The following is a 26,941-nucleotide window of genomic DNA, read 5'->3' as shown; positions in this document are numbered from 1 at the left end:
ACAGCTTTTACTTTGAAGCTGTTTCTTTTTCTTCTAAAGGTGTGAGATTGGTCTTATCAGACAGAAATTCCACATCTTTTTTCAAGCCAAACCAGTTCTTATTCGTATGAGCAGCAGCCCATACTTCTCCTGCATTTTGTTTAATCCAAATTCTTCTATAGTTCCAATACAATCCTTGAGTAACACCTATCATAAAGATGATTCCACCAAGCGCGATGATCCAAAGCGTATGGTCTTTTCGCACTGTAAGCGCCGTTAGGTCTTTCGTTTCTATACCAGCGAATGACATTTTAAACTGGTTCTCACCCGAATCTATGTTTTTCTGAATTCCGACAAACGCTTTTTCTCCGTCAGGTGTTTTTGGAGAATACATGGAGAATACAAACGCTGGATTATCAGGCAAGTTGTTAACGGTTGATGGCTGGTTCTGATCGTTTAAGACGAAATTCGGAAAATATTCCTCGATTTTAACTTTATAGCCGTCCCCTAGATCATACTCTTTCTTAGGATCATGAAGATCTACTGTTAACTTACCAAACTTGTTGCCCGTTGCTTTTTCTTCAAGTTCGAAACTCATCTTGTAGAACTCATTAAGCTTAAAATCCGTTTGATAAAGAGCAAACGAGTCGAACTTAAACGGTTCATTCACTCGAATTTCACCATTCTTTACTTTTACAAGCTCTGGCTCTGCTCCGATCGTATGGTTCTCTTTTGTTTTATAGAGAGTTACGTTACTTTGATAGTTTTTTGCGACTTCTCCGTCAACAGAGCTTAGCGCACTATTAAACTTCTTTTCTTCTTTATCATACATCTCAAGAATGAAGTCATTGTTCTCCAGATAATATTGTCCTTCATCAGTTGAAGTGCCGGGAATAGAAGCTTTCTCCCCTTCTCGAACCCATAAGATATCGTCAACATACATACCTGGAAAGAATCTAAGCATCGCTCCTGTTAAAAAGATAATTAGTCCCACATGGTTTACATAAGCTCCCCATCTTGAAAATCGTCCCTTTTCTGCAAAAAGGTTGCCATTCTCTTCTCGCACTTTATAACGCAGAGATTCTAACGTGTACTTGATCTCATCAAGTTCTACATCATTGCTTTTTGAGAACAAACGCTGATTTTTCATGAATTGATTATGTCGAGTGACTCTTTGTGTCTTTAATGCTTTATAAAGCGGTATACCACGATCAAGACTAGCAATAATGATGGATAGGCCAAGCATTCCTAGTAAAAGAATGAACCACCATGATCCATAAAGATTATGGAACCCTAACAAATAATAGATAAGTCCAAACGTACCGTATTCGCTTTCATAATGAGTGGCAGGATCAACATTAGGTGGTATGAACGTTTCCTGTGGGAAAATGGTTCCGATCGCCGCTGCTACTAAAATAATAACAATAAGCCATACTCCGACTTTAACAGACGAAAAGAAGTTCCAAATCTTATCGATAAGCGTTTGTTTATAGGTTTGAGATCGTCTTGCGCTTCCTTCATACCTCATGCTAGATAGTACTTCAACATCTTGCTCCAAAGGTTTTCCGCAGGCTTGACAAAGGCTAGTTCCGTATGGGTTAGAGTGGCCGCATTCACATGTTATCGTTTGCATTATTTCACCCCGTTACGGCTTAATTTTTTCCATAAAGGAAATAATTTTTTTCTCTGATAATGATTCACTTGTTCGTTCCACTACTTTTCCGTTCTTATCAATTAAAATGGTAGTAGGAATCGGTCCAATACCGTAAGCTTTTGTTACTTCTCTTTGTTTGTCCATAGGAACATGAAAGCTCAAAGCATAGCGATCAACAAAATTTTTAACAGATACATTCGTTTCGCTAACGTTTACAGCAAGGATTTCTACACCCTCATCTTTGTACTTCTCATATTGCCTTTGCATATAGGGCATCTCTCGTTCACACGGTTTACACCACGTACCCCAGAAGTTCAAGAAAACACCTTTACCACGATAATCTTCTAACTCTACTTGTTTGCCATTCAGATCGGTTAGTACAAAATTTGGAGCCGTATCGCCTTTACTTATGTATGTACCTGACTCTTCATTCATACTGTTGTAGATCGTATAACCGACTGCAAGAACTAAAATGGCAAGCAGAGCAGAGCGAAACCACAACCTGTTTTTTTTCAACATCCATCCGCTCCTTTAAGCCGCTTCCATTTTACTATAACTTGAAAAAAAAGCCTATCTACGGCTTTTTTTTGACGTTTGTGTGACAGCCAGATTTCTAAGCTGTTTGATTTCATGTGGAGTCAGTTCTCTAAACTCACCTGGATTCAACCCTTTAAGATCTAAATAGCCGTATCTTTCACGCTTTAATTTCATAACAGGGGTTCCGATCGCTTCTAACATCCGCTTAACTTGACGGTTCTTTCCCTCATGAATCGTAAGCTCGATAATCGCTGTTCCTTTTTTCTTATCGATCGATGTTACTTTCACTTTCGCAGGAGCAGTCATTCCATCCTCTAAACGAATTCCTCGTTCTAGTTGCTTGATTCTCTCTCTTGAAGGAATTCCTTTTACTTTGGCAATGTACACTTTATCAAGCTGATAGCGCGGATGCATAAGTACGTTTGCAAACTCACCATCATTCGTCATGATGATGGCACCTGTCGTATCATAATCCAATCTTCCAACAGGGAACACACGCTGTTCGATAATGTCTTTAAAATAATCCGCTACTACTTTTCTTCCCTTATCATCAGAAACCGCCGTAATCACACCAGATGGCTTATACATTAAGAAATAAACGGGTTGTTCCCGTTGAATTTGAATCTCATTCACTTCAATCTTATCTTTTGTACCTACTTTTGTGCCGAGTTCGGTCACTACATTTCCGTTCACTTTCACTTTGCCTTCACGAATTAACTCCTCTGCTTTTCTTCTGGAAGTTACGCCGCTTTGGGCAATTACTTTTTGCAATCGTTCCATGATTTCACCTCATGTCTCATCATACCTTCATTATTCGTAATTCTCAACCTCAGTAAACGTAAAAAAGAGCCATAACAGCTCTTTTTTGTCGAATTATGAATAAAACAATAGAGAGATTACAGCGATAGAAGCTAAAAAACCTATCAAATCGGCTAATAATCCTACTTTCAAGGCGTATTTCATCTTTTTTATACCAACTGCCCCAAAATAAACAGTAAGCACATAAAACGTTGTATCGGTACTTCCTTGTATTGTAGAAGCGAGCCTTCCAATAAATGAATCAGGACCATGTGTTGCAATTAAATCTGATGTCATCCCAAGAGCGCCTGTTCCTGAAATCGTCCTCATAAGTCCTAACGGAACAACCTCTGCCGGAATATGAAACAATGAAAATAGCGGACGCATCCCCATCATGACATAATCTAAAGCTCCAGATGCTCTGAACACTGAAATGGCAACAAGCATACCGACTAAAAAGGGGATGATGTTGATCGCGATTGAAAAACCTTCTTTACCGCCTTCTACAAAAGTCTCATAAGTCGGAACTTTTTTATAAGTGCCATACAAAAGGATAAATCCGATCAAAAAAGGAATAAACCAAATGGAAAAGGATTGGACGATCGACATCTATTTCCCTCCTTTAGGCAGGGAGCGGTAATAATAATATCGATCTATTAAAATAGCACCTACTGTTGAAATGGCGGTCGCAATCAAGGTTGGTGCAACGATATCAGTCGGCGACGCAGAATTATAACTCATCCTGATCGCGATGATCGTCGTTGGAATGAGAGTAATACTTGATGTGTTGATCGCAAGAAGCGTAATCATCGATCGACTTGCTTCATTTTTACCGCCATTTAGTATCTTTAGCTGTTCCATCGCTTTAATTCCCATTGGTGTTGCAGCGTTTCCTAGCCCAAGCAAGTTAGCCGCCATATTTGATAGGATGTACCCTTGAGCAGGGTGATCCTTTGGTATATCAGGAAAGAGACGTTTAACAAGCGGTCGAAACAGGATTGCCAATACCTCTAATAAGCCGCCTTTTTCTGCGATCTTCATGATTCCTAACCAGAAAACTAAAATACTGATCATTCCAAAACTCAAAGTGACCGCTTCTTTCGCACTCGTAAAGATCGCTTCGTTCACTTTGTCCATCGTGCCGTTGATACCTGCTACAATGAAGCCGATCACCATCATTCCTACCCAGATATAGTTCACCATAGGCGATTGTCTTCCTTAGCTACAAAAAATAACTTGTTGAATATGCTTTTAAATGACGACCAGAGACCTCCCTGATCAGGTTTGATCAATGCTTTGCCATCGTAATAAAGAGGAAGATCCGCGATTCTCGTTTCCTTTAAATCTATGAAATACCTACCAACAGGTTTAGGGACTTTTTCTATTTCCCACTTGCCCGATTTAGGAAGTTCATACAACTGGATGGAAGAAGAGATCTGCCCGATCTCTTCTTTTTGCAAAGGATAAGTGAACGTTCGAGCAGCTTCTACTTTTCCTTTATACCCTTTTTCTTTGATGCCGGAAATTTCCCCTTCTTTTATCAGTTCTGTCATCTTAAAAGAATGGAATCCCCACTCAAACATATTTCGATGATCGTCCCAATCGTTAGGATCGTTTAGTGTAACAGCAATCAGTTCCATTCCATCTTTTTCAGCAGTTGATACTAATGTTCGTTTTGCACGTTTTGTATATCCGGTTTTGCCGCCAGTAGAATATTCATAAAGCTTCAACATCTTATTCTTGTTTCGCCATACTCTATCCCATTTTTCACCGGTTTGTTCTGATCGGTACACCTTCGTTGAAGACACGTCTTTAAACGTATCATTATTCATCGCATACTTTGTTAATAGAGCCATATCATAAGCGGTGGAATAATGATCTTCATGCGTGTCGAGTCCATGTGGATTTCTGAACCGTGTATGTTTCATCCCGATTTCTTCTGCTTTTTGGTTCATTAAATAGGAAAAACCATCTAAACTTCCTCCGACATGCTCAGCGATCGCTACGGCAGAATCATTACCTGACCGAAGCATCAAGCCATACACTAAATCTTTTAACGGTATCTTCTCACCTGGTTTCAAATATAGTGATGATCCTTCTGTTCGCGATGCAGCTTCCGTAATGGTAACCGTATCATTCATCTTTCCTGATTCTATAGCGAGTATGGCAGTCATGATCTTCGTTATACTTGCTATTCTCATGGGTCGATGTTCATTCCGCCCATACAATACCCTTCCGGAAGATTGCTCCATCAACACAGCAGCATTTGCTGATACACCGGGTTCAGCTTTTGCTTCTTGCGGGAATGCAGCTAGGATAAGCATACAGATCATAACGAGGAGCAGTGGTTTTCGTTTTAGTGTTCGTTTCATTCATAATCCCGCCCTTTAGGTGTTTTGTAAAAGTTTATGCAAACAAGGACAGGTTATGAATGGGATTTACTTCCGCTATTTATTGAGAAGGGAAAAAACGTTGTTTTTGGCCATGGCTTTTTTCGTAGTCTGTCAGCTCCATGAGTGCTTTTTCTTCTGCGGGGATTCGCACTCTTAACATGAAGATATTTAATATCGTGAAAAGGATAGCCGTAAAATAAGCACCAAAAATTAGTGGCATAACGATGAGCTCTAGTGAGACCACTGTATAATTGGGATGTCTCATAAATCGGTATGGACCTTTAGCTACTACTTTCGCACCAGGAAGAAGAATGATCTTCGTATTCCAAAACTCGCCTAAAGACGAGATAGCCCATACCCGTATCACTTGAGCCATTAAAAACAGAACAAATGGAACAATCCACCAGCTTGGCGGCTGTGCGTTAAACACATATACTTCTAAAAAGAAGAAAACAAAGAACGCTACGTGCATAGAAACCATCCACTTATAGTGATCACTTCCTGCTTCTACTGCGCCTTTACTCAAAAGCTTCTTTTCGTTAGATTTAGCGATCCTTACTTCTGCTAATCTCTGTATGATAAGAAAACTCCAAAATAGAAGAAACCAGTTCATCTATTTCCTCCATTCCACTAAAAGAAGTTCAGAAGAAAAACCTGGCCCTAAAGCGGCCATCACACCTAGATCTCCTTCTTCTTTTGCTGTTTGCATAAAATTTTTCAAGACATAGAAAACAGTAGCGGATGACATATTTCCATTTTCCCTCAACACGTCTCTTGAGATATCGGTTTTTGATAACGGAATCCCGAGCGCATCCACATATGCTTCTAACACTTTTTTCCCGCCAGGATGAGCTATGAAGTGTTTAATTTTTTCACCAACAAGCTCATTTCTATCTAAGAACTCATCAACGTTTGGTTTCAGCCAAGTCCGGATGACATTAGGTATATCTCTAGAGAAGACAACATACAATCCCGTGTCCTTTATTTCCCAACCCATCACATCTTCAGAATGAGGCTTCAATGTAGACATCGTATCTTTTATATAAGGAGAAACTTCTGATGTCTTGGCCGTGTCAGACTCATCTCCGCAGATCAAAGCACAAGCAACTCCATCCGCAAACAAGGATGTACCTACTAAATTGCTTTTAGACAGATCTTCGTGCTGAAATGTTAGTGAACAAAGCTCTACACTTAAAACGAGGACGTTTGACTTCGGGTATGCTTTACAATAATCGTAAGCTCTTGAAAAACCGGATGCACCACCCGCACATCCTAATCCCCAGATTGGAATCCTCTTTGTGTGGGATAAAAATGGCAGGATGTTCATGATTCTAGCTTCAATGCTTGGAGTTGAGAGACCCGAACTCGAGATGAAGAAAATGGCATCAATATCTTCATATAATATGTTTAGGCGTTTATCAGACATGACTTTCTCGATACATTCGGCCCCTAAATTTGTCGCAAAATCTATGTATAAATCATTTTTTTCTTGAAAACTTCTTTTTTCTTTAAACCACTCTATCGGCATCGCGAAATACCGTGACTCGATCTCACCATTAAGAAACACTTTAAGCAATCGCTCGATATCTGAGAACACATCTTGAAAAAGGTTTCTCGCAAAATCCATTGTTTGATCTTGAGAAAGTTTATGAGGGGGATTTATTGTTTCTACTGCTGCTATTCTTGGCAATTGATCTCTCTCCTTCAGCTGCTTATCCTTTTTTAGTAATTTACCCTTAAACTTCCTTTTAAAACGAAGACTTAAAAATATGCTGCTCAAATATGAATTATTGTTTCTTCGAGGGTAGTTGATTTTGCTACAGGTTGCTTGGTTTTCGCGTTTCACACGTTCCACTTTAATCTACAGTCAAAAAGATAATATGAATAAGCAAAAACTAAAAAAAAGTTATAGTAAACGACAAAAAAAAACAGCCTATGATTTTTGGCTGTTTTACTTTGTAATTTGTTTTAAAGTATTTAGATGTGAACTTAGCAACTCTTCATTTGGTGGAAAGAATAGATTTCTAAATTCCTCATATTTGTTGATATAGCTCCGTTTTCGTCTAAGATATGCAGGATTCTTAAGCAGTGCTGTAAGAGCCGCAATCTCTGTTACCTTATAAACGCTCAAATAATTATTCCAAAAGTCATGTTGTGTTAATTCCTCTTGAAGTTTTTCTTCAAAATATCGTACATAAAGAAGATAAAAAGTTTGAGTTTTTCCGTTACATTCATAGGTCACTTCTGAACGGTTAAAAAAATCCTCTGAAGTGTTCGGCTTTTCTTTCTCTAACTCCATACCACCAATTTGCTGAATCAACAATGCATGACTCCCCCTTGTTATTCGTCGGTAGATAGTGATTCCTGAAACTTTGAAAAGAACAGATCTGCTTCTTGTTCTACATTTTCTTCCTTAATGTTCTCAGGAAGAGGCGGCAGCTCTTTAACACTTTGTAAACCGAAATGTTCTAAGAATGCTTTTGTTGTACCATACAGGATAGCACGGCCCGTTCCTTCTGCTCTTCCTACTTCTTTTACTAATCCTTTGGCAGATAGAGTCTGTAACGGCTTTTCAGTTTTTACACCTCTTACTTCTTCAATCTCTGACCTTGTAATCGGCTGTTTATAGGCAATGATCGCAAGTGTTTCAAGAGCAGCTTGAGAAAGTGTAGCATGACCAGGTGTTTCAACAAGGCGCTCATAAAATGCTGCGTGTTCAGGTTTCGTTACAAATTGAAGGGATCCGGCATACTCAACAATAGACATCCCTCTTTCTGATGAAGCATAACTTTGTTTCAATTCGTTGATGATGGGATCAAGTTCTTTGCTGTCGATTTCCAGCACTTGAGCAATCTGTTTTCTGTCGATTCCTTCATCTCCGCTGACAAAAAGCAAACCCTCAACAACCGCTTTATATTCATTTCGTTCCAAATCGTATTACTCCTCTAACATCGTTATATATATTTCACTAAAATGATCTTGTTGTTCGCAATTAATTGATTTAACTTTCATAAGTTCTAATATGGCAAGAAATGTAACAACAACATGTTCTTTTGTACTCTTATCAAAAAGGTCTGTAAACCTTTTTCGTCCGCCTACTGAAAGAAGGGAGCTTTTTATTTGTTCCATCCTTCTTTCGATCGGGATCTCCTGCCGTTCGATAGTCGTTTGTCTCGGTGCTCGTGTGACCTTTTCTTGAAAGACTTTTTGCATCGCCTGCAACATATCATAGAGCGTTACGTTGGTCACTTGTTTTGCTGATTCTTCTTTCTCAAACTGCGATAAGTCGGCAGGCTGCCGAGTATAAATCAAGCTTCTTGCTGATTCTCTTTCTTTTAGTTCATCCGCAGCATGCTTATACTTTCTATATTCAACGAGTCTTCTTACTAAATCATCTCTTGGATCTTCTTCCATCTCTAGTTCCATTTGATTCTCGAAGAGCTCTTCTTCATGCTTTGGTAGTAGCATCTTGCTCTTAATAGCCAGAAGAGTTGCCGCCATTACTAAAAATTCACTTGCTACATCTAGTTTAAGTTCTTTCATCGTATGTATATATTGAAGGTATTGCTCAGTTATGATAGCTACAGGGATATCATAAATATCCACTTCGTATGTTTGTATCAAATGAAGCAATAAGTCTAGCGGACCTTCAAATCCATCAAGCTTTACACTATATTGCATAACATTTCCCCAGTTTTTCAGCGATTTTGTATTATAAAATTATATCATATTTTGTGAGTTTCGCGGCTTGTTTTTATTCATGCTATGCATATGGTAAACTTAAAGTCGAGCTAATTTGAGGGGCGTGAACGACTAGTGACTTACCCAAAACCATGGATTGAATACTTGGTGCATTTTCATAGAGATCAAGATTACTTTGAATGTCACGAAGTGCTTGAGGAGCATTGGAAGGACGAGGGAATGAAAGGAGATCTCTGGCCGGGACTGATCCAGCTTGCAGTAGCTCTTTATCACCATCGGCGCGGCAACAATAACGGAGCTAAACGAATGATCTTGAGTTGTAAAGTGAAGCTACAAAAAGAGGAATCAGCACTAAAAGAACTCGGGATAGAGTCTGAACCATTTTTTGTACTACTGAATAAAAGTATACAGAAAATTGAGCAACAGCAGCCTTTTGAGTCGATAGCACTTCCACTTTCAACTGACCTATTGCACATATGTTTATTAGAAGCTGGTGTGAGAGAAGAAGAGTGGTTCTTATCGACCGTAGTGAATGAAAATATCGTAAATAAGCACTCTTTAAGAGACAGGTCCACTGTTATTGATGAACGAAATAGACAAAAACTCATGAAGAACAGAGATTTTTAATACTAAAGATAAAAAAGCTCCGGAAAAATCCGGAGCTTTTCTTAGTCTAGAGATTATTCTTCCCAAACTTTAACTTCTTTCATTACATCGCCTTGTTTAATACGAAGTACTGTTTCTAAACCTTCTGTAACTTGTCCAAAAACAGTATGAACGCCGTTCAAGTGCGGCTGTGGCTCGTGTACGATAAAGAATTGGCTTCCACCTGTATCGCGGCCAGCATGCGCCATTGAAAGAGACCCTGCTACGTGCTTATGTGGGTTCCCTTCTGTTTCACAAGGAATAGAATAACCAGGGCCGCCAGCTCCAGTTCCTGTTGGATCTCCACCTTGTGCTACAAATCCAGGGATAACACGGTGGAACGTTACACCGTTGTAAAAACCTTCGTTTGCAAGTTTTTCAAAGTTTTCTACTGTTCCAGGTGCTTCTTCTTGGTACAGATCAAATACAATTTTTTCGCCGTTTTCAAATTCAATTGAACCTTTTTTCATAAAAAACAGGCCTCCTTCTACTTCATTCAACTACCATTGTACGGTTAAATGTCTGCTCCGTAAACTAATTTACACAAAAACATTCGATTTTAGCGGAACATCGTTCTTGATGAGGTCTTCATATGTTTCTCGCTTCACTACAAGCTGTTCTTCACCATTCTCTACAAAAACAACAGCCGGCCGCTGGATTCGATTATAATTGCTCGCCATACTATAACCATAAGCTCCCGTGCAGGAGACTGCTAAGAAGTCGTTATCACATACTTCAGGAAGTTCTATATCCCAGATCAACATGTCACCGCTCTCACAGCATTTTCCTGCAATTGAAACGGTCTGAGTTGGTTCTGCGTTCATCTTATTCGCTACAAATGCTTCATATTTGGCTTGATAGAGTGCAGGACGAATGTTATCTGTCATCCCACCATCAATGGATACATAGTGTCTAACTCCTTCAATCTGTTTTTGAGAGCCGATGGAATAGATCGTCGTACCAGCATCACCTACGAGTGAACGGCCTGGTTCAATCCAAAGCTCAGGCAGTTCTTTCCCTTCAAAGTGAATCATCTGTTTCTTCACTTCTTCAATCATAGCCGTAACGTATTGTTCAGGTGAAAGCGGTGCATCCTCTGAAGTATATTGGATTCCGAACCCGCCACCAAGATTTACGACACTTGGAAAAAAGCTAAAGTTCTCTTCCCACTTTTTAAAATGCCCGAACAACTTTTCAATCGCCAGTGTGAATCCTTCTGTTTCAAAGATTTGAGATCCAATATGACAATGAATCCCTAGAACCCGGAAGCCTTCAAATGCAAGTACTTCTTGAAGTGCTTTGTCTCCTTGACCATTTCCTAAGTCAAATCCAAACTTAGAATCTTCCTGCCCTGTAATGATGTAATCATGGGTGTGGGCTTCAATTCCTGGAGTTAAACGGAGTAAGATGTTTACTCTTTTGTTAAGCTTGCTGCTCAGCATTTTTAATAATGAAATCTCATGAAAGTTATCCACTACAATACAGCCAACCCCTACGGTTAGTGCAAATTCTAATTCTGCTAAGCTCTTGTTATTACCATGGAAATGGATTCTTTCTGGTGGAAATTCAGCTTGGAGTGCTGTATAAAGTTCTCCACCTGAAACCACATCCAGACTTAATCCTTCCTGCTCAATAAGTTGAAACATGGCGATGGAAGAGAATGCTTTTGAGGCATACGCGACTTGATATCCTACCCCATTTTCCTCGAATGCTCTTTTGAAGCCTCTTGCTCTATTTTTAATTAAAGAAAGATCATATACATATAGCGGTGTTCCGTATTTTTTTGCTAGATCTACCGTATCTAAACCACCGATCCATAGGTGATGATTATCTCCAATTCTTGATGTTCCGTGTAAATTCACAAAAAATCCCCTCTCGTTGTTGATAGAGAATTCAATCCCGACAAATACAAAAGACAGCCGCAACTAAGGCAGGCTGTCATAAACCGTACCCTCATGTCGGAATAGCTCTCCACTACATCTGTAGTGACAGTCCGTTGCTTATTCAACAACGGCCCAGCATAAAAAGAGATGGAGCCCTTCTTACACTTCGGCAAATTGACCTTTCCACATATTTCATCGTCACCCATGAACTCCATATGCTACTCATTCGTTTTGCGCCTCTACCTCATATGAGGCATATTTGATTAGTTATGAATTTAACACAATATTCAACAATCAGCAAGGGACAGATTAATTAGTTGGCTGTTTTTTGGTGTTCTGCGGATGCACGATGCTCGGTCGAACTTTAGAGAGCGGGACAGCTATCCGAACGATAATCTGCAGAAACGCTTTTGGATTAAACGGTAAGAGTGGCCATAAATACGGTGTGTTCAAATTCTTTATCGTTGCCATATAGATGACCATGATGGTAAATCCAATAATAAAACCTGGTACTTTAAAGAGCATCACCATGGCTATTAAGAACAGCCGCAATACTTTATTTGCGATACTCAGCTCATAACTCGGTGTGGAGAAGGATCCGATCGCCGCAATTGCAACATATAGAATAACTTCAGGAACGAATAACCCTACGTCAATTGCAATCTGCCCGATTAATACGGCAGCGATCAGACCCATGGCGGTCGATAGAGCACTCGGCGTATGGATAGCCGCTAATCTCAAAATATCAATCCCGATCTCCGCAAAGATAATCTGAAGGAACAAAGGGATGTTGGTGTGTTTATTTGGACCAATAAAATCTAAGAAAGGAGGTAGCAGCTGTTCTTCCATTGAAAACAAAAGCCACATAGGTACCAGAAATACAGATGCAAGCATTCCTGTAAAACGAGTCCATCTTAAAAACGCACCAATAAACGGTGTCTGCCTAAACTCTTCTGCATGTTGTACGTGGTGAAAGAGTGTAGTAGGTGTGATGATAACACTTGGTGATGTATCTGTAATGATTAAAACATGACCTTCCATCAAGTGCTGTGCAGCAACATCAGGTCGTTCTGTGTAACGGACTAAAGGAAACGGATTCCAGCCTTGTTTTACTATAAACTCTTCGATAGTCTTATCTGCCATTGGGATACCGTCGATCTCAATGGACTTAAGCTCTTTTCTAATTAAGTCGACAAGTCCCGGATCTGCAACATCTTGAATATAAGACAAACATACATCCGTTTTGGAACGTTCACCTACTTGAAGGATTTCATGTCTTAATCTTTCATCTCGTATACGCCTTCTAGTAAGAGCGGTATTGATGATGATATTCTCCGTATATCCATCACGAGCTCCCCTTACTACTTTTTCAATGTCTGGTTCTTCTGGTGATCTTCCTGGATAACTTCGTACATCTACAACAAATGCTTCTTCTTCTCCGTCAATGAATATTACGATCAGACCTGAAAGCATGCGATCTACGGCTTCATCTAACGACTTCGTAATCTCCACTTGCTGATGAGCGAGGTGGTTATGTACAAGATCTTTTACTTTAGTAGGTGCGCGATGTCCATGATCCATATCCATTAATTCACGGTAAATCATGATGATGAACTCACTGTCACAAAGTCCCGTGCAATAGTACAGCTGAAGTTCCTTTTTTAAAACGAAGATCTTTCTGACTCCAACATCAAAACTTACGCCAATACCTAATCGCTCTTTTAAAAACCTTTCCGTATCTTCGATGTTTTTACTAATCGGTGTTTTCTTTTTTTCGGTTGCCAATTGATTCGCTCCTTTCTAAAATGAGTTGGATCGCTTTTACTGTAATTGGAGCTCCTTTTTCTATAGAATCAAAACCTGCCATTTTTCCGATGTCCCCGACACCTACTACGAAAGGAAGGTTTAGTTCATCTAGGATATAGACGGTATCTCCATTAATCCTTCCTGTTTCAAGGTCCGGAATTCCACTCTTATCAATACCGAACTCTGTTAGTTCTCCATATCGATCCATCGAACAATGAACTTTTGTCCATTCTGTAAAATGTGTTTTGGAAGCTACGGCTACAGCACCAATAACTTCTATATCACTTTGCTGATAAATGTATCTCATCGCATGTTCTCCTGGACCTTCTCCCTTAAATCCACAGTCATCAAACATCACAAGTACAGGGTCATGAGGTGTTTCTCGGATCATCTCTACAAGCTCTATTCCGCTTTTTCGCGTTGGATTTCCCCAAGATTGTGAAATACAGCGTCCGCCAACTTGTTTAGCTGCATGCTCTACGACTCTTAGTGCATAAAGGTCTCCATCCGTAATAAAAATGACCCTTTTTTTCACCATATGATCACCCCTTTGGTTCAAAGATGACTGCTACTAAAAACCCAAACAGAACAGCAGATGAGATCCCTGCAGATGTTAACTCAAAAATTCCCATAGCGATACCGATAAAGCCATGTTCCTCAGCTGAGGCCATTGCACCGTGTAGAAGGGAGTGACCAAAACTTGTAATGGGAACAGTAGCACCTGCACCTGCAAAGTTGATTAACTTATCATAGATACCAAAAGCATCAAGAAGTGCACCGATCACTACAAAGGAAGTCGTAACATGAGCCGGAGTCAGTTTCATTACATCCATCATCAGCTGGCCGATCACACATATTACTCCACCTACAATAAACTCCCAAAAAAACTCCATTTTATCGTCCTCCTTCCGCTCGCTCTAGTACCACGCCGTGAGCAACCGTTGGAATACTCTCTTTTTGCTGAACCATTACCGGATTTAATAAAGCACCTGTTGCAACCATTAAGACTTTCTTCAGATTTCCTTTTCGAATCTCGTCTAAGATATATCCGTACGTAACGACTGCAGAACACGCACAGCCACTTCCACCTGCAAACACCTGCTGTCCGCTTCGATAGATCATCAATCCACAATCTCGATGATTCGCAGAAACATCATATCCCTGTTCTTTTAATAACATCTTAACGATCGGTGCACCGACGCCAGATAGATCACCCGTCGCGATTAGATCATATTCATCTGGCTGAACATCCATCTCTTTGAAGTGTGCAGCAATCGTATCTGCAGCTGCAGGAGCCATTGCTGATCCCATATCAAAAGGGTCTTTGATTCCTAAGTCCACTACTTTTCCAACGGTTGCCGATGTAATCCTAATGTCTGATACCTCTTTGCTCACAAGCGCAGCGCCAGCTCCTGTTACAGTAAAGGTAGCGGTATCTGGCTTTTGTCCACCATATTCCGTAGGATATCTAAACTGTCTTTCAGCTGTAGCGTTGTGTGAGCTGACTGCTGCAACAATTCGATTCGCATACCCGCCATCTACTAAAGCTGCTCCTAATGCCAGAGACTCCATTGATGTTGAACATGCTCCAAATACACCTAAGAAAGGTATACCGTTTCCTCTAGCCGTATAGTTTGACGAAACAATTTGGTTTAACAAGTCACCTGCCAACAAAAAGTTGATATCTTCTGGCTTCATCTTTACTTTGTGTAAGCAAGCATTGATTGCATCTTCCATCAACTGCCGTTCAGCAAGCTCCCAATTCTTTTGTCCGCAGTGAAGGTTGTTATATGTTTTATCAAAATAGGTGCCTAAAGGTCCTTCGCTTTCCATCGGACCTACTGCTGTACCCGCAGCATTCAAATAGATGTTATTTGCAAATTTCCATGTTTGTCTTCCTAATAAATTCAATGCCTTCACTCCTTAAGTCAAGTGCTGAAAGATGTAGCGAATCATACCAAAAACGTAAGCGGAAACAGCTCCGAATACAATAACAGCTCCAGCTAATTTAAAAAGGTTTGTAGCCACTCCTAAAACTAGACCTTCACTTTTATGTTCTAAAGCCGCACTCGTAACGGCGTTAGCGAATCCTGTTACTGGAACGACAGAACCTGCTCCAGCGAATTGGCCGATCTTATCGTATACTCCGAGTCCAGTTAATAGTGCTGCGATTAGAATAAGCGTAGCAACAGTAGGATTTCCCGCTGTTTCTTTTGTGAAATTAAAGTAAGTCATATAAAACATTTGAATCGCTTGTCCGATCGTGCAGATGATCCCACCAACCAAAAAAGCTTTAAAACAATTTAAGACATACGGAGGTTTTGGCTGGATCGATTTAATTTTCTTTGCATAAGCTTGCTGTTCTTCTTTTGTTGCCATGAAGTATTCACTTCCTTAATGATTAATGTAGTACATCCAATGAAACAAAGATCCTGAGATTTTCCCGAGTACAATGGCCATCAAAATAATGATAATTTTCTCTCCAAACCCTACTCGCTTAGCAAGAATTGGGAGTACATTTAAAACTTCTGTTAACGCAGCAGCTAACATCCCAACAAAGATACCCATAAACAAACCGATCGGTACAAGAAAGAAAGCAGAAAATCCAATCGAAGCGTTTCTTAGATTCATCCAACCGCCGATTACAGCACCTAATATGATACTCATCTCATAACCTCTAATATATCGATACGTTTTAGAGAGCTGCATAAGCCTGGGTACGATTCCAAGAACAGTAATAAGGGCTACAAGACCAGATCCTACTGTAATTCCACCGCCAAAACCAATAAAGGCAATGAGTAATACTTTAATTCCCATTGATCTTTTTCTCTGTTTCTTTGTTTTCATGAACGATTACATATTGATCGAGGTCTTGCTGATAATTAAACATCTCTACTTCTAAGGGACTTGGTTCTTCATTAAGTCTTTTTCGGAAAAGATGGTTGAAGAAAAGGATCATGCCTAGACCTAGACCAAACGAATATGGAACCTGGAGTAATAGAGGTTGCTCTTTATAATGCCCCGTTATAAGAAAATAGATTTTTTGGTGAACAAGCTGCATACTTACATCTTCATGAAAATTCATGATCGCAAGAGCCGATCCTGTAAAAAGCAGAAGCCATACCAAGACAAAATACACGGGTGCCAGCTTTTTTTGTTGCATCTGAATTTCTAGGATCGATTGCGCCGGTCCGATGGTTTGGACATCTAAACCTGGGTTTTTCTTTTGAATCGTAGCGATCACTCGCATGACGTCTATCACAATCAAATGCTTATCTTCAGGGGTTACTTCGTGGATAATATATCCCTTGATGGCTTCTTCTAATTCATCAGATGCTACAACCTGTGCAACTTCTCCGATTGTTACTTTCTGATGCTGAATAACCTGTACACGTTGGCGCATACGCAGGTATACTGTTTTATCCAATTTTCACTTCACCTCTTTCTAAGCGCATTTGTGTTTAGTATGCGATGATGGAATTCTTATCATGCTTAACATGTAACAGCATCCAAAAACTACCACAAAAAAAACGTTTTGGGGTTCATTGATGTATTTGAAAGTGGTTGATCTCCGTTTCAGGTGCTCCCTTTCCGCGGGGCGACCGGTGAGCCACTTGCCGCTTCGCGCCTCTAAGTGTCTCACCTGACCGCTCGTCCCGCAGGAGTCTCGCACCTTACACTCCAATCAACCTAATCAGTGATGTTTATAAAGTATCGCTAAAGGCTGTAAGGAATTTTTATTTGCAAGTTTTAACTAATGTGCAATAACTTGAACGAAGCCTCTTGATGTAACGCCTGAATAAAAGGCTTTTTCTAAACGTTTTGCTTTTATATGTTTTTTCTACTTCATAGAAAGTTGATTGTAGCGGAAGGTTGCCGACTCCTATTGGACGAGTGGGCAGGTGGAGACTCCTAAGGGCGCAAAGCGGCAGTCCGAAAAGTGGAAGTGACTCGTTCAGCCCCGACAAGCAAAAGGGAAATGGGCTAGGAAGGCGTACTTTGCCTTCTTGACCGTTTACCTTTTGACCTCGAGGGGCTAGTCACTGCAACTAGACAGGAGGCTCACCGTTCGCCCCATGGAAAGCGTGCAACCTGGAGCGGAAATCAACTATCTCTCAAAGACCGTCACCTACTGCAAAAAACAGCAAACAAAAAACCAGATAGGACGTTTAAGTCTCCATCTGGTTTTTCATAAATAATAAAATTTTCTTTTCGAGCCTGGATACCTGTACTTGTGAAATGGCCAACCGATCGGCTACTTCGGATTGTGTTTGATCTTTAAAATACCTTAAATAAACAATCAGCCGCTCTCTCTCATCAAGTTTATCCATAATATCTTTTAATGCGATCTTGTCGAACCACTTGTTATCCGAGTGATCTGAAATTTGGTCCAGTAGCGTTATGGGATCACCATCGTTTTCATAGACGGTTTCATGAATCGACTGTGGTGCTCTTACAGCATCCTGCGCCATGATTACATCTTCCACCGCGATCTCTAAAAATTCAGCTACTTCTGAAATGGTAGGTGTTCTCCCAAGTGATTTAGATAATTCATCTTTTGCTTTACGCACTTTATTACCGGTTTCTTTTAATGATCTGCTGACTTTAACCGTACCATCGTCCCTGATGAACCGCTGTATCTCACCGATGATCATAGGCACTGCATAGGTGGAGAACCTAACATCATAAGAAAGATCAAATTTATCAACAGATTTTAATAGCCCGATAGAGCCGATTTGAAAAAGGTCATCTGCTTCATAACCTCTGTTTAAAAAGCGCTGAACCACAGACCAGACAAGCCGCATGTTCTTTTCAACAATCGTATCACGGGCTGACTGATCTCCTTCCTGACTCTGTTTGATCAATAACTTAATCTCTTCATCCTTAAGAAACGGTTCACTTTTGCTGCCTTTCACCTCGACATCCATAGACATACTCCCTTAATTACACATAGCTTTATTTTTGGTCAAGTATTTTGTCAAATGAATCGTAGTGCCGAAAGAAGGTTCTGAGATGACTTCTACACTATCCATAAAATTCTCCATGATCGTAAATCCCATACCTGAGCGCTCAAGTTCTGGCTTGGACGTATAAAGCGGCTGTCTTGCTTGATCAAGATCCCGAATTCCTAATCCTTCGTCACGAATCGTAAGGTGGATCGTATCCTCTTCAATAGCGGCTTCAATATATACCATACCAGTTGCTTTGTTTTCGTAACCGTGAATGATCGCATTCGTCACCGCTTCAGATACAACGGTTTTGATCTCTGTCAGTTCATCAACTGTTGGATCGATCTGGGCGATAAACGCAGCAACCGTTACACGTGCGAAAGATTCATTCTGACTTAACGCTGAAAACTGAATCTTCATCTCATTTCTCATTTTAAGCCACCCCCAAAGCCTGAAGGGCAAGCTCTTCATCTTCTTCAAGCTTGATAATCTTAAATAGTCCTGACATTTCAAAAAGCCGTTTTACCGCTGGAGATATGGCGCATACCACCATCTCACCATTTTGACTCTTGATCTGCTTATAACGTCCTAGTATAACGCCTAAACCTGAACTATCCATGAAACTCAAACCTTCTAAATTTAAGACAATATGATTTACCGTATGCTTCATCAAATAATCTTCCACTTGTGATCGAAGCATGTCCGCAGTATGATGATCAAGTTCTCCGTCTAAGCGGATGCATAATACGGTGTGTTTAAGTTCCAAATTGACAGCTAATCCCACGCTATCCTCTCCTTCTTTTTTGGATAACGTGAATTTTCTATAAAAAAAGACGAATTCCTTCACTCTTGACAAAACTAGTGGGAATTCGCCTTTAACTGTCAAGAATCCATTAAATTTATGAGGATTTTGACATTTGTCCTGCTGTTCGTTTGAATAGTTTCCACCAAGATGCTTTTTTCACTGTTTCTGAAGCTAACACAGGGCTTTTTGTAATCAGCTTGTTCCCGTTATAAATTTTTAAAGAGCCGATCTGCTGTCCCTTTTTAACAGGTAATTTCAAATCTTTATCTACATTTACTACCGTTTTTACTTTTTTCGCTGTCTCCCCCTTTTTCAATAACAGTGAAATGTGTTCTGAAGTAACAACAGGAAGTTTAGTTTTTTCCGCTTTTTGCACTTTAACTTCTTTTACAATCTCATGTCTTGCATAAAGCTTTTTCGTCGAAAACTGTGTAAAAGCATAGTCAAGCATTGATGTAACTTGAGCGTTTCTGTCTTTAGGAGAAGGTGCTCCCATTACTACAGCGATAACTCTCATCCCGTTCTTGTTGGCGGTAGCTGTTAAGCAATATTTTGCTTCATTTGTAAAGCCTGTTTTCAACCCATCTACACCTGGATAAAATTTAACAAGTCTGTTCGTGTTAACTAGCCAAAACTTCTTTTCTGTTTCTTCTCTTAAATAATCTTCATAAAGTCCTGTGAACTTTGTAACTTCCTCATGCTTCAGAAGCTCTTTACCCATGATTGCCATATCATGAGCAGACGTATAATGTCCTGCAGCAGGGAGCCCTGTTGGATTCTTAAAGAATGTATCGTTTAAACCCAGTTCTTTTGCTTTATCGTTCATACGATTTACAAATGAATCAACAGATCCAGCGATATGTTCTGCCATAGCTACTGAAGCATCGTTCGCACTTCCGATTGCTATTCCTTTCACCATATCTTCCACACGCATCTCTTCACCTGGTTCAAGAAAGATTTGAGATCCACCCATACTTGCCGCATATTCACTTACACGAATCTTATCGTTCCAGTTGATCTTCCCTTTATCGATGGCTTCCATGATTAATATCATCGTCATGATTTTTGTCATGCTCGCTGGCGGCAACTTCTCATGGCTATTCTTTTCGAATAACACACTCCCACTATCTTGCTCCATTAAAATCGCCGAGTGGCTCTGTTCTGCAAGCTTTATTTTTTCTTTTGCTTTTTCTGCTGCCTCCGCTTTTGGGATTGAAAAAGAAGCAAGCAAACATATACTTAATAGACCTGAAATAACGCCTTTCATACAGTTCCCTCCATTCATATAGTTTTATTTTTTCCATAATTTTTCACTTTATACCGGATCTTCCAAGCATTTAAATGTTCTAGAAGACAAAAAAAATGACTCAAGAGTATGAACTCTTGAGTCATCTTATATAACCATTATTTTTTAATTTCTTTATATACAAGTGGAGGAGCTTCTACAGCATTCTTCGAGATTGTATAAGCATCACGTATCTTTTTCTTCACATCGTCTACATTTTCAGTATTGCTGTAGATCGTTACAAGTGACTCGCCTTTAGCAACCTGGTCTCCCACTTTTTTGTTCAGCATTAAACCAACAGCTAGATCAATCTCAGATTCTTTCGTTGCGCGTCCTGCACCTAAGATCATTGCCGCCGTACCAATCTCATCTGCAACAATTTCAGAAACATAGCCTTCTTCATCTGCAGCTAACTCAAATGTATGTGCAGCTTGTGGCATTCTTTCTGGATGATCAACCACTGATTCGTCTCCACCTTGAGCTTTTAAGAACACTTTTAATGTTTCAAGTGCTTTTCCAGAAGCGATTACTTCTTTTAGCATCTCACGTGCTTGTTCGAGTGAATCTGCTTTTTTCGCAAGATACACCATGTGAGAACCTAAAGTTAAGCAAAGTTCTTCAAGATCTTTTGGCCCTTTACCATTAAGCGTATCGATTGCTTCTTTGATCTCTAAAGCATTTCCGATCGCAAGACCTAGAGGCTGGCTCATATCAGAGATAACTGCCATCGTGTTACGTCCTACAGCATTACCGATTTTCACCATTGCGTTAGCTAATTCTTCCGCTTCTTCCGGTGTTTTCATGAATGCTCCCGCACCTGTTTTTACATCCAGGACGATTGCATCAGCACCAGCTGCGATCTTTTTACTCATGATCGAGCTTGCGATCAATGGGATAGAGTTAACTGTTGCCGTTACGTCACGAAGACCATACAGTTTTTTATCCGCTGGTGTCAGGTTTCCGCTTTGTCCGATAACAGCAAGTTTATTTTTATTTACAAGGTCAATAAATTCTTGGTTGTCGATTTCAACGTGGAACCCAGGAACAGCTTCCAATTTGTCGATTGTTCCACCTGTATGCCCAAGTCCTCTTCCGGACATTTTCGCTACAGGCACATCAAGCGCAGCAACTAGAGGAGCTAGCACAAGAGTCGTTGTATCACCAACACCACCTGTTGAGTGTTTGTCTACTTTAATTCCTTCGATCGCAGAAAGGTCAATTTGATCACCTGACTCTACCATCGCCATTGTTAAATGTGCACGCTCTTCAGTTGTCATATCTTTAAAATATACAGCCATTGCAAATGCAGACATTTGATAGTCCGGAATATCACCGCTTGTATAATTTTGAATAATAAAATCGATCTCTGCTTTTGTTAATTCTTTTCCATCACGCTTTTTTTGAATCAAGTCAACCATTCTCATGTTTTAAGCACCACTTTCTTATAACGTTACATATGAACCTATTTTAATAAATGTTTCTAAAATTCGCTTAGATCTTGCAGTTAAATTTCTTTAACGATTCCTTTAACTAAAGAAAGGAAATTGGATTTTACCATCTCTGTTGTTTCCATAACCTCATCATGCGTTAACGGCTGATCTAAGATACCCGCTGCCATATTAGAAATACATGAAATTCCAAGGACTTTCATTCCAGCATGACGTGCGATAATTACTTCTGGAACCGTAGACATTCCAACAGCATCTGCTCCCCAAACACGAAGCATTCTTACTTCTGCTGGCGTTTCGTATGAAGGACCCGTATTACCTGCGTAAACACCTTCTTTTAATGTGATGTTTAAATCTTTTGCTACACCACGCGCAACGTCTTGAAGAGACAATGTGTAAGCTTCACTCATATCTGGAAAACGAACGCCAAACGAATTATCATTAGCACCAATTAATGGATTGTTACCAAAGTTATTGATATGATCTGTGATCAACATAAGGTCTCCAGCTTCGAAATCCTTATTAACGCCACCTGCTGCGTTCGTTACAACGATCGTTTCTACTCCGATCAGTTTCATTACACGCACTGGAAATGTTACTTTTTCCATCGAGTATCCTTCGTAATAATGAAAACGTCCTTGCATCGCAACTACTTGTTTTCCAGCAAGCTCACCAATAACAAGCTGTCCAGCGTGACCTTCTACGGTCGAAACAGGAAATTCAGGAATTTCTGAGTATGGAATAATTACTGGGTTTTGAATTTCTTCAGCTAGGATTCCTAAACCAGAGCCTAAGATCAAACCTATTTTTGGAGTTGAAGTAAGTTTTGATTGAATAAAATCAGCAGATGTTTGTAATTGTTTTGACATGTTCATTTCCCCCTTAACTTAACCTTAAAGTTGATTTAAAAAGCTTTGTCCGATACTTGGTTTTTTGACATCATATATTTCAGCGATAGTTGCACCGATATCAGCGAACGTTTTACCTACGTTTAGTTCTTTACCTTCTTCGATCCCTTTGTAATATACCATTAATGGTACATATTCACGCGTATGATCTGTTCCATGATGAACAGGATCGTTCCCATGATCCGCTGTAATAATCAGCAGATCGTCTTCTTTTAATCTTTCTAGAACTTCTGGTAATCGAGCATCAAATTCTTCCAATGCTTTGCCATAGCCTTCAGGATCTCTTCTATGACCAAACAATGCATCAAAGTCGACTAAGTTTAAGAAATTAAGGCCTGTAAAATCCTCATTCATAGACTCAACCAGCTTGTCCATTCCATCCATGTTCGATTTTGTTCGAATGGCTTTCGTCACACCTTCACCGTCAAAGATATCAGAAATTTTCCCTAGTGCAATGCTGTCATACCCTGCATCTTCTAACTCGTTCATAACCGTTCTTCCAAATGGTTTTAGGGCATAATCGTGACGATTAGACGTTCTTTCAAATGCTCCTGGTTCACCTTTAAACGGACGAGCAATGATTCTTCCTAACATATACTTGCCTTCACGCGTCATTTCTCTCGCCGTTTCACAGATCTCATACAATTCCTCTAACGGAACTACATCCTCATGAGCAGCAATCTGCAACACAGAGTCAGCAGACGTGTAAACGATCAACTTTCCTGTTTTCACATGCTCTTCTCCGAGCTCAGTAATAATTTCAGTACCTGAAGCAGCTTTGTTCCCTAAAATTCCTCTACCCCATTTTTCGGTAAGCATATCGATTAACTCATCAGGAAAGCCATCCGGAAACGTTTGAAAAGGCTCTTTTATGTGAAGACCCATGATCTCCCAATGTCCTGTCATCGTATCTTTACCATTTGAAAGTTCAGGAAGTTTCGCATAATGTCCGATTGGCTTCGTTGCTTTCTGAATACCTTCCATAGTTGAATCAATATTTCCAAGACCAAGCTTCTCCATGTTCGGAACGTTGAGGCCGTTCATCTCACGTGCGATGTGCCCTAGCGTGTGAGCTCCTTTATCTCCGAATTTTTCTGCATCTGGTGCTTCACCAATTCCTACAGAATCCATTACGACTAAAAATGTTCTCTTAAAACGTGATTGTTTCATTTTGTCCTCCTGAAATTCGTACATTCACTTTATTTACTATTTCCTTATCGCAGAAACAACAAACAAAATCTTGATGATGTCAGAAGTCTGACATCTTATCGAAAAAAGAAAGCTCACGCCCTCGGATGGAAGGCGGAGTATACATCTTTTAATCTCGTTTTTGTTACATGTGTATAGATTTGTGTTGTGGAAATATCAGCATGTCCTAACATCTCTTGCACTGCACGTAGATCCGCTCCGTTTTCTAATAAATGAGTTGCGAACGAATGACGAAGTGTATGCGGTGTAAGCTCCTTCTCAATATGAGCTTTTCTTGCTAGTTGCTTTAATATCTTCCAAAATCCTTGTCGAGATAAACGATTTCCGTGATGGTTCAAAAAGAGTGCATCAGTCTTCTTGCTCTTTAACATGATTGAACGTCCATTTTGCAGATATCGTTCGATTGCTGTTTGGGCCATTTTTCCTAAAGGGATGATTCTTTCTTTATTCCCCTTACCTATACAGCGGATGAATCCCATATCTAGATGGACATCTCCTATATTGAGCTGCACAAGCTCTGACACTCGAATGCCTGTTGCATACAATAGCTCAAGCATACCCTTGTCTCTTTGTGAAAATGGATCGTTCGACGTAGGTGTTTCTAATAATGCTTCAACCTCATCTGTGGATAAAACTTTCGGAAGCTTTCGCTCTGTTTTAGGTGTTTCAATATGTACAGAAGGGTCTTGACTCGTGACCTTCTCTCTTAAAAGAAACTGGTGAAACGACCGAATAGACGCAATGTTGCGCGCTAGCGTCGTGGAAGCCTTACCATTCTCTTTTAAAAATAAAAGATATCCCATTATATGATTACGGTCAATCTCATGAATAGTTTCAAGAGATTCGACTTTTTCGAGATATCGCACATATTGAGTTAAATCTCTCTTATAGGAGTCGATTGTGTTCTTTGAGAGGGCTCGTTCTACAATAATGTATTGAAGAAAATCCTGAACATGATCGTTCACTCTACCCCTCCTTACTCACCCGTCTGATAAAAATAGAAAAGTCTTTTTACAGCGTTTGAGTCCTTATCAGAACTCAAGTTAAAGACCTTAACAGCTTTACCTTTTGGTTCGTCATATCTATGATAATTTTCATATTCTTGATTAATCCAAAGCAAACCGAAATAAAACACGAGCGTGCAAATTGAAAAAGCAAAGAACACCTTTGTTGTATTCCAAACCATTTTCATCCAGGAAATCATCATGTCCACCCCTGTCCTCATATAGTACAGGTTATGCCCACATGTTCCCTGATTATACATAAAAGTTGAATCTACACCTCATACGTTACCCGATTCTTTGGACTTTGTAAATATTCTTTGCTTTATATCTTGTAAATGCATTTAAAATAAAGTCTGTTTTGTATTCATTGTTGCTTTTGATAGTGGTTTATTTGCGTTTCAGGTTGCTCGCTTTCCGCGGGGCAGGCGGTGAGCCACATTCGTACGTTTCACTCTTAAGTGTCTCACCTGCCCACCTGTCCCGCAGGAGTCTCGCACCTTCCACTCCAATAAACTGTCAAAGAAGCGAATGAACAATGATTAAAAAGCAACAACCCTTTAGAAAATAGCTTATCGTATACATTGGTGTTTTGGGTTCACTTCCCGTGTAGTGTGCGGTGTTTCTTGCTTCAATTAATTTATATCCACTTATTAATTTAGAGACTGAAAAATCAGCCAAAACAAAAGGAAGCGTTACTCTCCGCTTCCTTCACCTTCATTATTATCCTTAGGATGACATCTGTGACAGATTCCATGAAATGTCAGTCTATGATCTTTAATTTTAAAATTCCAGCCTTCTTCAACTACTTTTTCCACATCGCCAAGAAGGTCTTCTTGTATTTCATCCACCGCTCCACATTCGATACAAACAAGATGATGATGAAAATGATCAGCACCTTCAGTTCTAAGATCGTAACGGGATACCCCATCACCAAAGTTAATCTTATCTACTACCTTAAGTTCGGTTAAGAGTTCCAGAGTACGGTAAACGGTCGCCAATCCAATTTCTGGCGCTTTTTCTTTTACGAGCAGATAAACATCTTCCGCACTTAAATGATCTTCTTCGTTTTCGAGGAGGACTCTCACGGTCGCCTCACGCTGTGGAGTCAGCTTATAACTTTGTGAATGCAGCTGTTTTTTGATACGGTCGATTCTGCTTTCCATACCCTTTTCCTCCTTATGTATGCACAAGATAATTATAAGCAAGGAGAAAAAAGTTGTCAATTTAAACTCATTTTAATTAACGATTTAAACTTATTATAAACAAATAATTATTATTCCTAGTTATATTGACCATTTTATTACTTGTTCCATCAGAGCTGGCGTAAAGAATGCCTCCATCGTTGAAGCAAGCAAAACCATAACACCTACACCCGCGACCAATAGTGTATATCTTAATAGCTGTGGTAAAAAGGGCATGTGGTGCCTTTTAAAAGCCAGCTGACGTATCATTTTAAAAGAAAATGCAACAGCAGCGACTGTCACGATAATAAAAGCAGGTATTAATAGTACGTTTTGTGGCAGAACAGATACAAATGATAACAAAAAACCGTACCATCCCATCTGGTTCACTAAGAATCCCACAGTAAAACCGATCACTACTCCCTTTAAGAACAGCATGACTAAAATAACAGGCAGCCCGATTACGGATAAACCTAGAATCCACATGAGACCCATGTATTTTAAATAATGGCCAAAGCTTTGAAAAAACATATCAGTTTTGCTCGTAAAGCCACCTTCTGCAGCTTGAACAAAAAAGCGTGACAAGTACGTGTACAGATCTTGTTTTTGATTAAGACTTAATGAATTAACGATAATTGCTCCAAAAATGACACCCATTAAAAAGAGAACACCAACAAACGCATACAACGTCTTATTTTCTTCTAGATGCCGTTGCATGTAATAGCGCGCACTCTCCATATGTAAGCCTCCTCCAC

At 39.8% G+C, this 26,941-nt stretch carries 32 protein-coding genes and 1 riboswitch; of the genes, 1 reads left to right on the top strand and 31 read right to left on the bottom strand.

All coding sequences use genetic code 11. The annotated features are described in order from the left end of the window. Positions 1–7: 7 nt before the first annotated feature. The 11 genes from resB to P4V41_RS09110 all read right to left on the bottom strand — a co-directional run bounded on the left by resB (position 8) and on the right by P4V41_RS09110 (position 9,042). A complete protein-coding gene (resB, locus tag P4V41_RS09160; RefSeq protein ID WP_328084533.1) occupies positions 8–1,612 on the bottom strand; it encodes a cytochrome c biogenesis protein ResB in 1,605 nt (534 codons plus the stop codon). Positions 1,613–1,624: 12 nt separating this feature from the next. Continuing rightward, positions 1,625–2,149 carry a thiol-disulfide oxidoreductase ResA gene (resA, locus tag P4V41_RS09155; protein ID WP_328084752.1) on the bottom strand — a complete coding sequence of 175 codons (525 nt, stop codon included), beginning with the start codon at positions 2,147–2,149 and terminating at the stop codon, positions 1,625–1,627. 54 nt (positions 2,150–2,203) lie between these two features. Beyond that, positions 2,204–2,950 carry a pseudouridine synthase gene (locus P4V41_RS09150; protein WP_144699303.1) on the bottom strand — a complete coding sequence of 249 codons (747 nt, stop codon included), beginning with the start codon at positions 2,948–2,950 and terminating at the stop codon, positions 2,204–2,206. A 93-nt stretch (positions 2,951–3,043) separates the two neighbouring features. Then, a complete protein-coding gene (locus P4V41_RS09145; RefSeq protein WP_328084532.1) occupies positions 3,044–3,577 on the bottom strand; it encodes a spore maturation protein in 534 nt (177 codons plus the stop codon). Beyond that, positions 3,578–4,171: a nucleoside recognition domain-containing protein gene (locus P4V41_RS09140; protein WP_328084531.1), complete on the bottom strand. Its 594-nt coding sequence runs from the start codon at positions 4,169–4,171 to the stop codon at positions 3,578–3,580. It lies immediately after the preceding gene. Next, a complete protein-coding gene (locus P4V41_RS09135) occupies positions 4,165–5,340 on the bottom strand; it encodes a D-alanyl-D-alanine carboxypeptidase family protein (RefSeq protein ID WP_328084530.1) in 1,176 nt (391 codons plus the stop codon). The genes P4V41_RS09140 and P4V41_RS09135 overlap by 7 nt, the downstream gene beginning before the upstream one ends. 79 nt (positions 5,341–5,419) lie before the next feature. Further along, positions 5,420–5,974, bottom strand: a complete 555-nt coding sequence (locus P4V41_RS09130) for an isoprenylcysteine carboxyl methyltransferase family protein (protein WP_328084529.1) — start codon at positions 5,972–5,974, stop codon at positions 5,420–5,422. Next, on the bottom strand, positions 5,975–7,051 hold the full coding sequence (locus P4V41_RS09125; RefSeq protein WP_328084528.1) for a type III polyketide synthase: 1,077 nt from the start codon (positions 7,049–7,051) through the stop codon (positions 5,975–5,977). 261 nt (positions 7,052–7,312) lie between these two features. Then, a complete protein-coding gene (locus P4V41_RS09120) occupies positions 7,313–7,684 on the bottom strand; it encodes a hypothetical protein (RefSeq protein ID WP_419181296.1) in 372 nt (123 codons plus the stop codon). Between the two features lie 17 nt (positions 7,685–7,701). Then, positions 7,702–8,292 (bottom strand): SMC-Scp complex subunit ScpB, encoded by a 591-nt coding sequence (scpB, locus tag P4V41_RS09115; RefSeq protein ID WP_328084527.1) that lies wholly within the window; start codon positions 8,290–8,292, stop codon positions 7,702–7,704. A gap of 6 nt (positions 8,293–8,298) precedes the next feature. Further along, the gene (locus P4V41_RS09110) at positions 8,299–9,042 is read right to left on the bottom strand and encodes a segregation/condensation protein A (protein ID WP_328084526.1); all 744 of its coding nucleotides are present in this window, start codon (positions 9,040–9,042) and stop codon (positions 8,299–8,301) included. Positions 9,043–9,177: 135 nt separating this feature from the next. On the opposite strand from P4V41_RS09110, the gene P4V41_RS09105 reads away from it, so the two are divergent. Beyond that, positions 9,178–9,690, top strand: coding sequence for a DUF309 domain-containing protein (locus P4V41_RS09105; RefSeq protein ID WP_328084525.1), 513 nt, complete (start codon positions 9,178–9,180; stop codon positions 9,688–9,690). 53 nt (positions 9,691–9,743) lie between these two features. On the opposite strand, the gene P4V41_RS09100 is transcribed toward P4V41_RS09105, so the two are convergent. From P4V41_RS09100 to spoIIM, 20 genes are all read right to left on the bottom strand, one after another. Next, a complete protein-coding gene (locus tag P4V41_RS09100; protein ID WP_066395813.1) occupies positions 9,744–10,178 on the bottom strand; it encodes a peptidylprolyl isomerase in 435 nt (144 codons plus the stop codon). Positions 10,179–10,247: 69 nt separating this feature from the next. Beyond that, positions 10,248–11,570, bottom strand: a complete 1,323-nt coding sequence (gene lysA / locus P4V41_RS09095; RefSeq protein WP_328084524.1) for a diaminopimelate decarboxylase — start codon at positions 11,568–11,570, stop codon at positions 10,248–10,250. 94 nt (positions 11,571–11,664) lie between these two features. Then, positions 11,665–11,841: riboswitch (Lysine riboswitch) on the bottom strand. 59 nt (positions 11,842–11,900) lie between these two features. Next, positions 11,901–13,376 carry a spore germination protein gene (locus P4V41_RS09090; protein WP_328084523.1) on the bottom strand — a complete coding sequence of 492 codons (1,476 nt, stop codon included), beginning with the start codon at positions 13,374–13,376 and terminating at the stop codon, positions 11,901–11,903. Next, positions 13,345–13,935 carry a stage V sporulation protein AE gene (locus P4V41_RS09085; RefSeq protein ID WP_328084522.1) on the bottom strand — a complete coding sequence of 197 codons (591 nt, stop codon included), beginning with the start codon at positions 13,933–13,935 and terminating at the stop codon, positions 13,345–13,347. Before P4V41_RS09085 ends, P4V41_RS09090 begins: the two co-directional genes overlap by 32 nt. Positions 13,936–13,939: 4 nt before the next feature. Next, positions 13,940–14,290 carry a stage V sporulation protein AE gene (gene spoVAE / locus P4V41_RS09080; protein ID WP_328084521.1) on the bottom strand — a complete coding sequence of 117 codons (351 nt, stop codon included), beginning with the start codon at positions 14,288–14,290 and terminating at the stop codon, positions 13,940–13,942. Between the two features lies 1 nt (position 14,291). Beyond that, a complete protein-coding gene (gene spoVAD / locus P4V41_RS09075; RefSeq protein ID WP_328084520.1) occupies positions 14,292–15,308 on the bottom strand; it encodes a stage V sporulation protein AD in 1,017 nt (338 codons plus the stop codon). 12 nt (positions 15,309–15,320) lie between these two features. Next, positions 15,321–15,776, bottom strand: coding sequence for a stage V sporulation protein AC (gene spoVAC, locus P4V41_RS09070; RefSeq protein ID WP_328084519.1), 456 nt, complete (start codon positions 15,774–15,776; stop codon positions 15,321–15,323). 15 nt (positions 15,777–15,791) lie between these two features. Further along, a complete protein-coding gene (locus P4V41_RS09065) occupies positions 15,792–16,214 on the bottom strand; it encodes a stage V sporulation protein AB (protein ID WP_328084518.1) in 423 nt (140 codons plus the stop codon). Further along, positions 16,204–16,824 (bottom strand): stage V sporulation protein AA, encoded by a 621-nt coding sequence (locus P4V41_RS09060; RefSeq protein ID WP_328084517.1) that lies wholly within the window; start codon positions 16,822–16,824, stop codon positions 16,204–16,206. Before P4V41_RS09060 ends, P4V41_RS09065 begins: the two co-directional genes overlap by 11 nt. A 742-nt stretch (positions 16,825–17,566) precedes the next feature. Beyond that, positions 17,567–18,325: an RNA polymerase sporulation sigma factor SigF gene (sigF, locus tag P4V41_RS09055; RefSeq protein WP_328084516.1), complete on the bottom strand. Its 759-nt coding sequence runs from the start codon at positions 18,323–18,325 to the stop codon at positions 17,567–17,569. A 12-nt stretch (positions 18,326–18,337) separates the two neighbouring features. Beyond that, positions 18,338–18,778, bottom strand: a complete 441-nt coding sequence (spoIIAB, locus tag P4V41_RS09050) for an anti-sigma F factor (RefSeq protein WP_328084515.1) — start codon at positions 18,776–18,778, stop codon at positions 18,338–18,340. 1 nt (position 18,779) lies between these two features. After that, positions 18,780–19,130, bottom strand: coding sequence for an anti-sigma F factor antagonist (spoIIAA, locus tag P4V41_RS09045; protein ID WP_328084514.1), 351 nt, complete (start codon positions 19,128–19,130; stop codon positions 18,780–18,782). Positions 19,131–19,245: 115 nt separating this feature from the next. Further along, positions 19,246–20,418: a D-alanyl-D-alanine carboxypeptidase family protein gene (locus P4V41_RS09040; protein ID WP_328084513.1), complete on the bottom strand. Its 1,173-nt coding sequence runs from the start codon at positions 20,416–20,418 to the stop codon at positions 19,246–19,248. 137 nt (positions 20,419–20,555) lie between these two features. Further along, on the bottom strand, positions 20,556–21,860 hold the full coding sequence (locus P4V41_RS09035; protein ID WP_328084512.1) for a pyrimidine-nucleoside phosphorylase: 1,305 nt from the start codon (positions 21,858–21,860) through the stop codon (positions 20,556–20,558). An 80-nt stretch (positions 21,861–21,940) separates the two neighbouring features. Then, positions 21,941–22,753, bottom strand: coding sequence for a purine-nucleoside phosphorylase (locus P4V41_RS09030; RefSeq protein ID WP_328084511.1), 813 nt, complete (start codon positions 22,751–22,753; stop codon positions 21,941–21,943). Positions 22,754–22,777: 24 nt separating this feature from the next. Beyond that, the gene (gene deoB, locus P4V41_RS09025; protein WP_328084510.1) at positions 22,778–23,962 is read right to left on the bottom strand and encodes a phosphopentomutase; all 1,185 of its coding nucleotides are present in this window, start codon (positions 23,960–23,962) and stop codon (positions 22,778–22,780) included. A 113-nt stretch (positions 23,963–24,075) separates the two neighbouring features. Continuing rightward, the gene (xerD, locus tag P4V41_RS09020; protein ID WP_328084509.1) at positions 24,076–24,966 is read right to left on the bottom strand and encodes a site-specific tyrosine recombinase XerD; all 891 of its coding nucleotides are present in this window, start codon (positions 24,964–24,966) and stop codon (positions 24,076–24,078) included. 11 nt (positions 24,967–24,977) lie between these two features. Then, the gene (locus P4V41_RS09015) at positions 24,978–25,208 is read right to left on the bottom strand and encodes a YqzK family protein (RefSeq protein ID WP_370568628.1); all 231 of its coding nucleotides are present in this window, start codon (positions 25,206–25,208) and stop codon (positions 24,978–24,980) included. Positions 25,209–25,697: 489 nt separating this feature from the next. Continuing rightward, positions 25,698–26,168, bottom strand: a complete 471-nt coding sequence (locus P4V41_RS09010) for a Fur family transcriptional regulator (protein WP_066395868.1) — start codon at positions 26,166–26,168, stop codon at positions 25,698–25,700. A gap of 120 nt (positions 26,169–26,288) precedes the next feature. Then, positions 26,289–26,924 (bottom strand): stage II sporulation protein M, encoded by a 636-nt coding sequence (spoIIM, locus tag P4V41_RS09005; protein WP_066395870.1) that lies wholly within the window; start codon positions 26,922–26,924, stop codon positions 26,289–26,291. Positions 26,925–26,941 lie beyond the last annotated feature (17 nt).

Source organism: Fictibacillus nanhaiensis, from assembly GCF_036213205.1.
GTDB lineage: Bacteria > Bacillota > Bacilli > Bacillales > Fictibacillaceae > Fictibacillus > Fictibacillus nanhaiensis_E.
The sequence above is the reverse complement of the archived record's forward strand: the minus strand, read 5'-3'. Positions and strand labels throughout refer to the sequence as shown.

Excerpts from the sequence above, each read along its gene's own strand:
- resB (WP_328084533.1), bottom strand. The coding sequence starts at position 1,612 with ATGCAAACGATAACATGTGAATGCGGCCACTCTAACCCATACGGAACT.
- P4V41_RS09150 (WP_144699303.1), bottom strand. The coding sequence starts at position 2,950 with ATGGAACGATTGCAAAAAGTAATTGCCCAAAGCGGCGTAACTTCCAGA.
- P4V41_RS09145 (WP_328084532.1), bottom strand. The coding sequence starts at position 3,577 with ATGTCGATCGTCCAATCCTTTTCCATTTGGTTTATTCCTTTTTTGATC.
- P4V41_RS09140 (WP_328084531.1), bottom strand. The coding sequence starts at position 4,171 with ATGGTGAACTATATCTGGGTAGGAATGATGGTGATCGGCTTCATTGTA.
- P4V41_RS09135 (WP_328084530.1), bottom strand. The coding sequence starts at position 5,340 with ATGAAACGAACACTAAAACGAAAACCACTGCTCCTCGTTATGATCTGT.
- P4V41_RS09130 (WP_328084529.1), bottom strand. The coding sequence starts at position 5,974 with ATGAACTGGTTTCTTCTATTTTGGAGTTTTCTTATCATACAGAGATTA.
- P4V41_RS09110 (WP_328084526.1), bottom strand. The coding sequence starts at position 9,042 with ATGCAATATAGTGTAAAGCTTGATGGATTTGAAGGTCCGCTAGACTTA.
- P4V41_RS09100 (WP_066395813.1), bottom strand. The coding sequence starts at position 10,178 with ATGAAAAAAGGTTCAATTGAATTTGAAAACGGCGAAAAAATTGTATTT.
- P4V41_RS09085 (WP_328084522.1), bottom strand. The coding sequence starts at position 13,935 with ATGGTGAAAAAAAGGGTCATTTTTATTACGGATGGAGACCTTTATGCA.
- spoVAE (WP_328084521.1), bottom strand. The coding sequence starts at position 14,290 with ATGGAGTTTTTTTGGGAGTTTATTGTAGGTGGAGTAATATGTGTGATC.
- spoVAC (WP_328084519.1), bottom strand. The coding sequence starts at position 15,776 with ATGGCAACAAAAGAAGAACAGCAAGCTTATGCAAAGAAAATTAAATCG.
- P4V41_RS09065 (WP_328084518.1), bottom strand. The coding sequence starts at position 16,214 with ATGGGAATTAAAGTATTACTCATTGCCTTTATTGGTTTTGGCGGTGGA.
- sigF (WP_328084516.1), bottom strand. The coding sequence starts at position 18,325 with ATGGATGTCGAGGTGAAAGGCAGCAAAAGTGAACCGTTTCTTAAGGAT.
- spoIIAB (WP_328084515.1), bottom strand. The coding sequence starts at position 18,778 with ATGAGAAATGAGATGAAGATTCAGTTTTCAGCGTTAAGTCAGAATGAA.
- P4V41_RS09040 (WP_328084513.1), bottom strand. The coding sequence starts at position 20,418 with ATGAAAGGCGTTATTTCAGGTCTATTAAGTATATGTTTGCTTGCTTCT.
- P4V41_RS09035 (WP_328084512.1), bottom strand. The coding sequence starts at position 21,860 with ATGAGAATGGTTGACTTGATTCAAAAAAAGCGTGATGGAAAAGAATTA.
- P4V41_RS09030 (WP_328084511.1), bottom strand. The coding sequence starts at position 22,753 with ATGTCAAAACAATTACAAACATCTGCTGATTTTATTCAATCAAAACTT.
- deoB (WP_328084510.1), bottom strand. The coding sequence starts at position 23,962 with ATGAAACAATCACGTTTTAAGAGAACATTTTTAGTCGTAATGGATTCT.
- P4V41_RS09015 (WP_370568628.1), bottom strand. The coding sequence starts at position 25,208 with ATGATGATTTCCTGGATGAAAATGGTTTGGAATACAACAAAGGTGTTC.
- P4V41_RS09010 (WP_066395868.1), bottom strand. The coding sequence starts at position 26,168 with ATGGAAAGCAGAATCGACCGTATCAAAAAACAGCTGCATTCACAAAGT.
- spoIIM (WP_066395870.1), bottom strand. The coding sequence starts at position 26,924 with ATGGAGAGTGCGCGCTATTACATGCAACGGCATCTAGAAGAAAATAAG.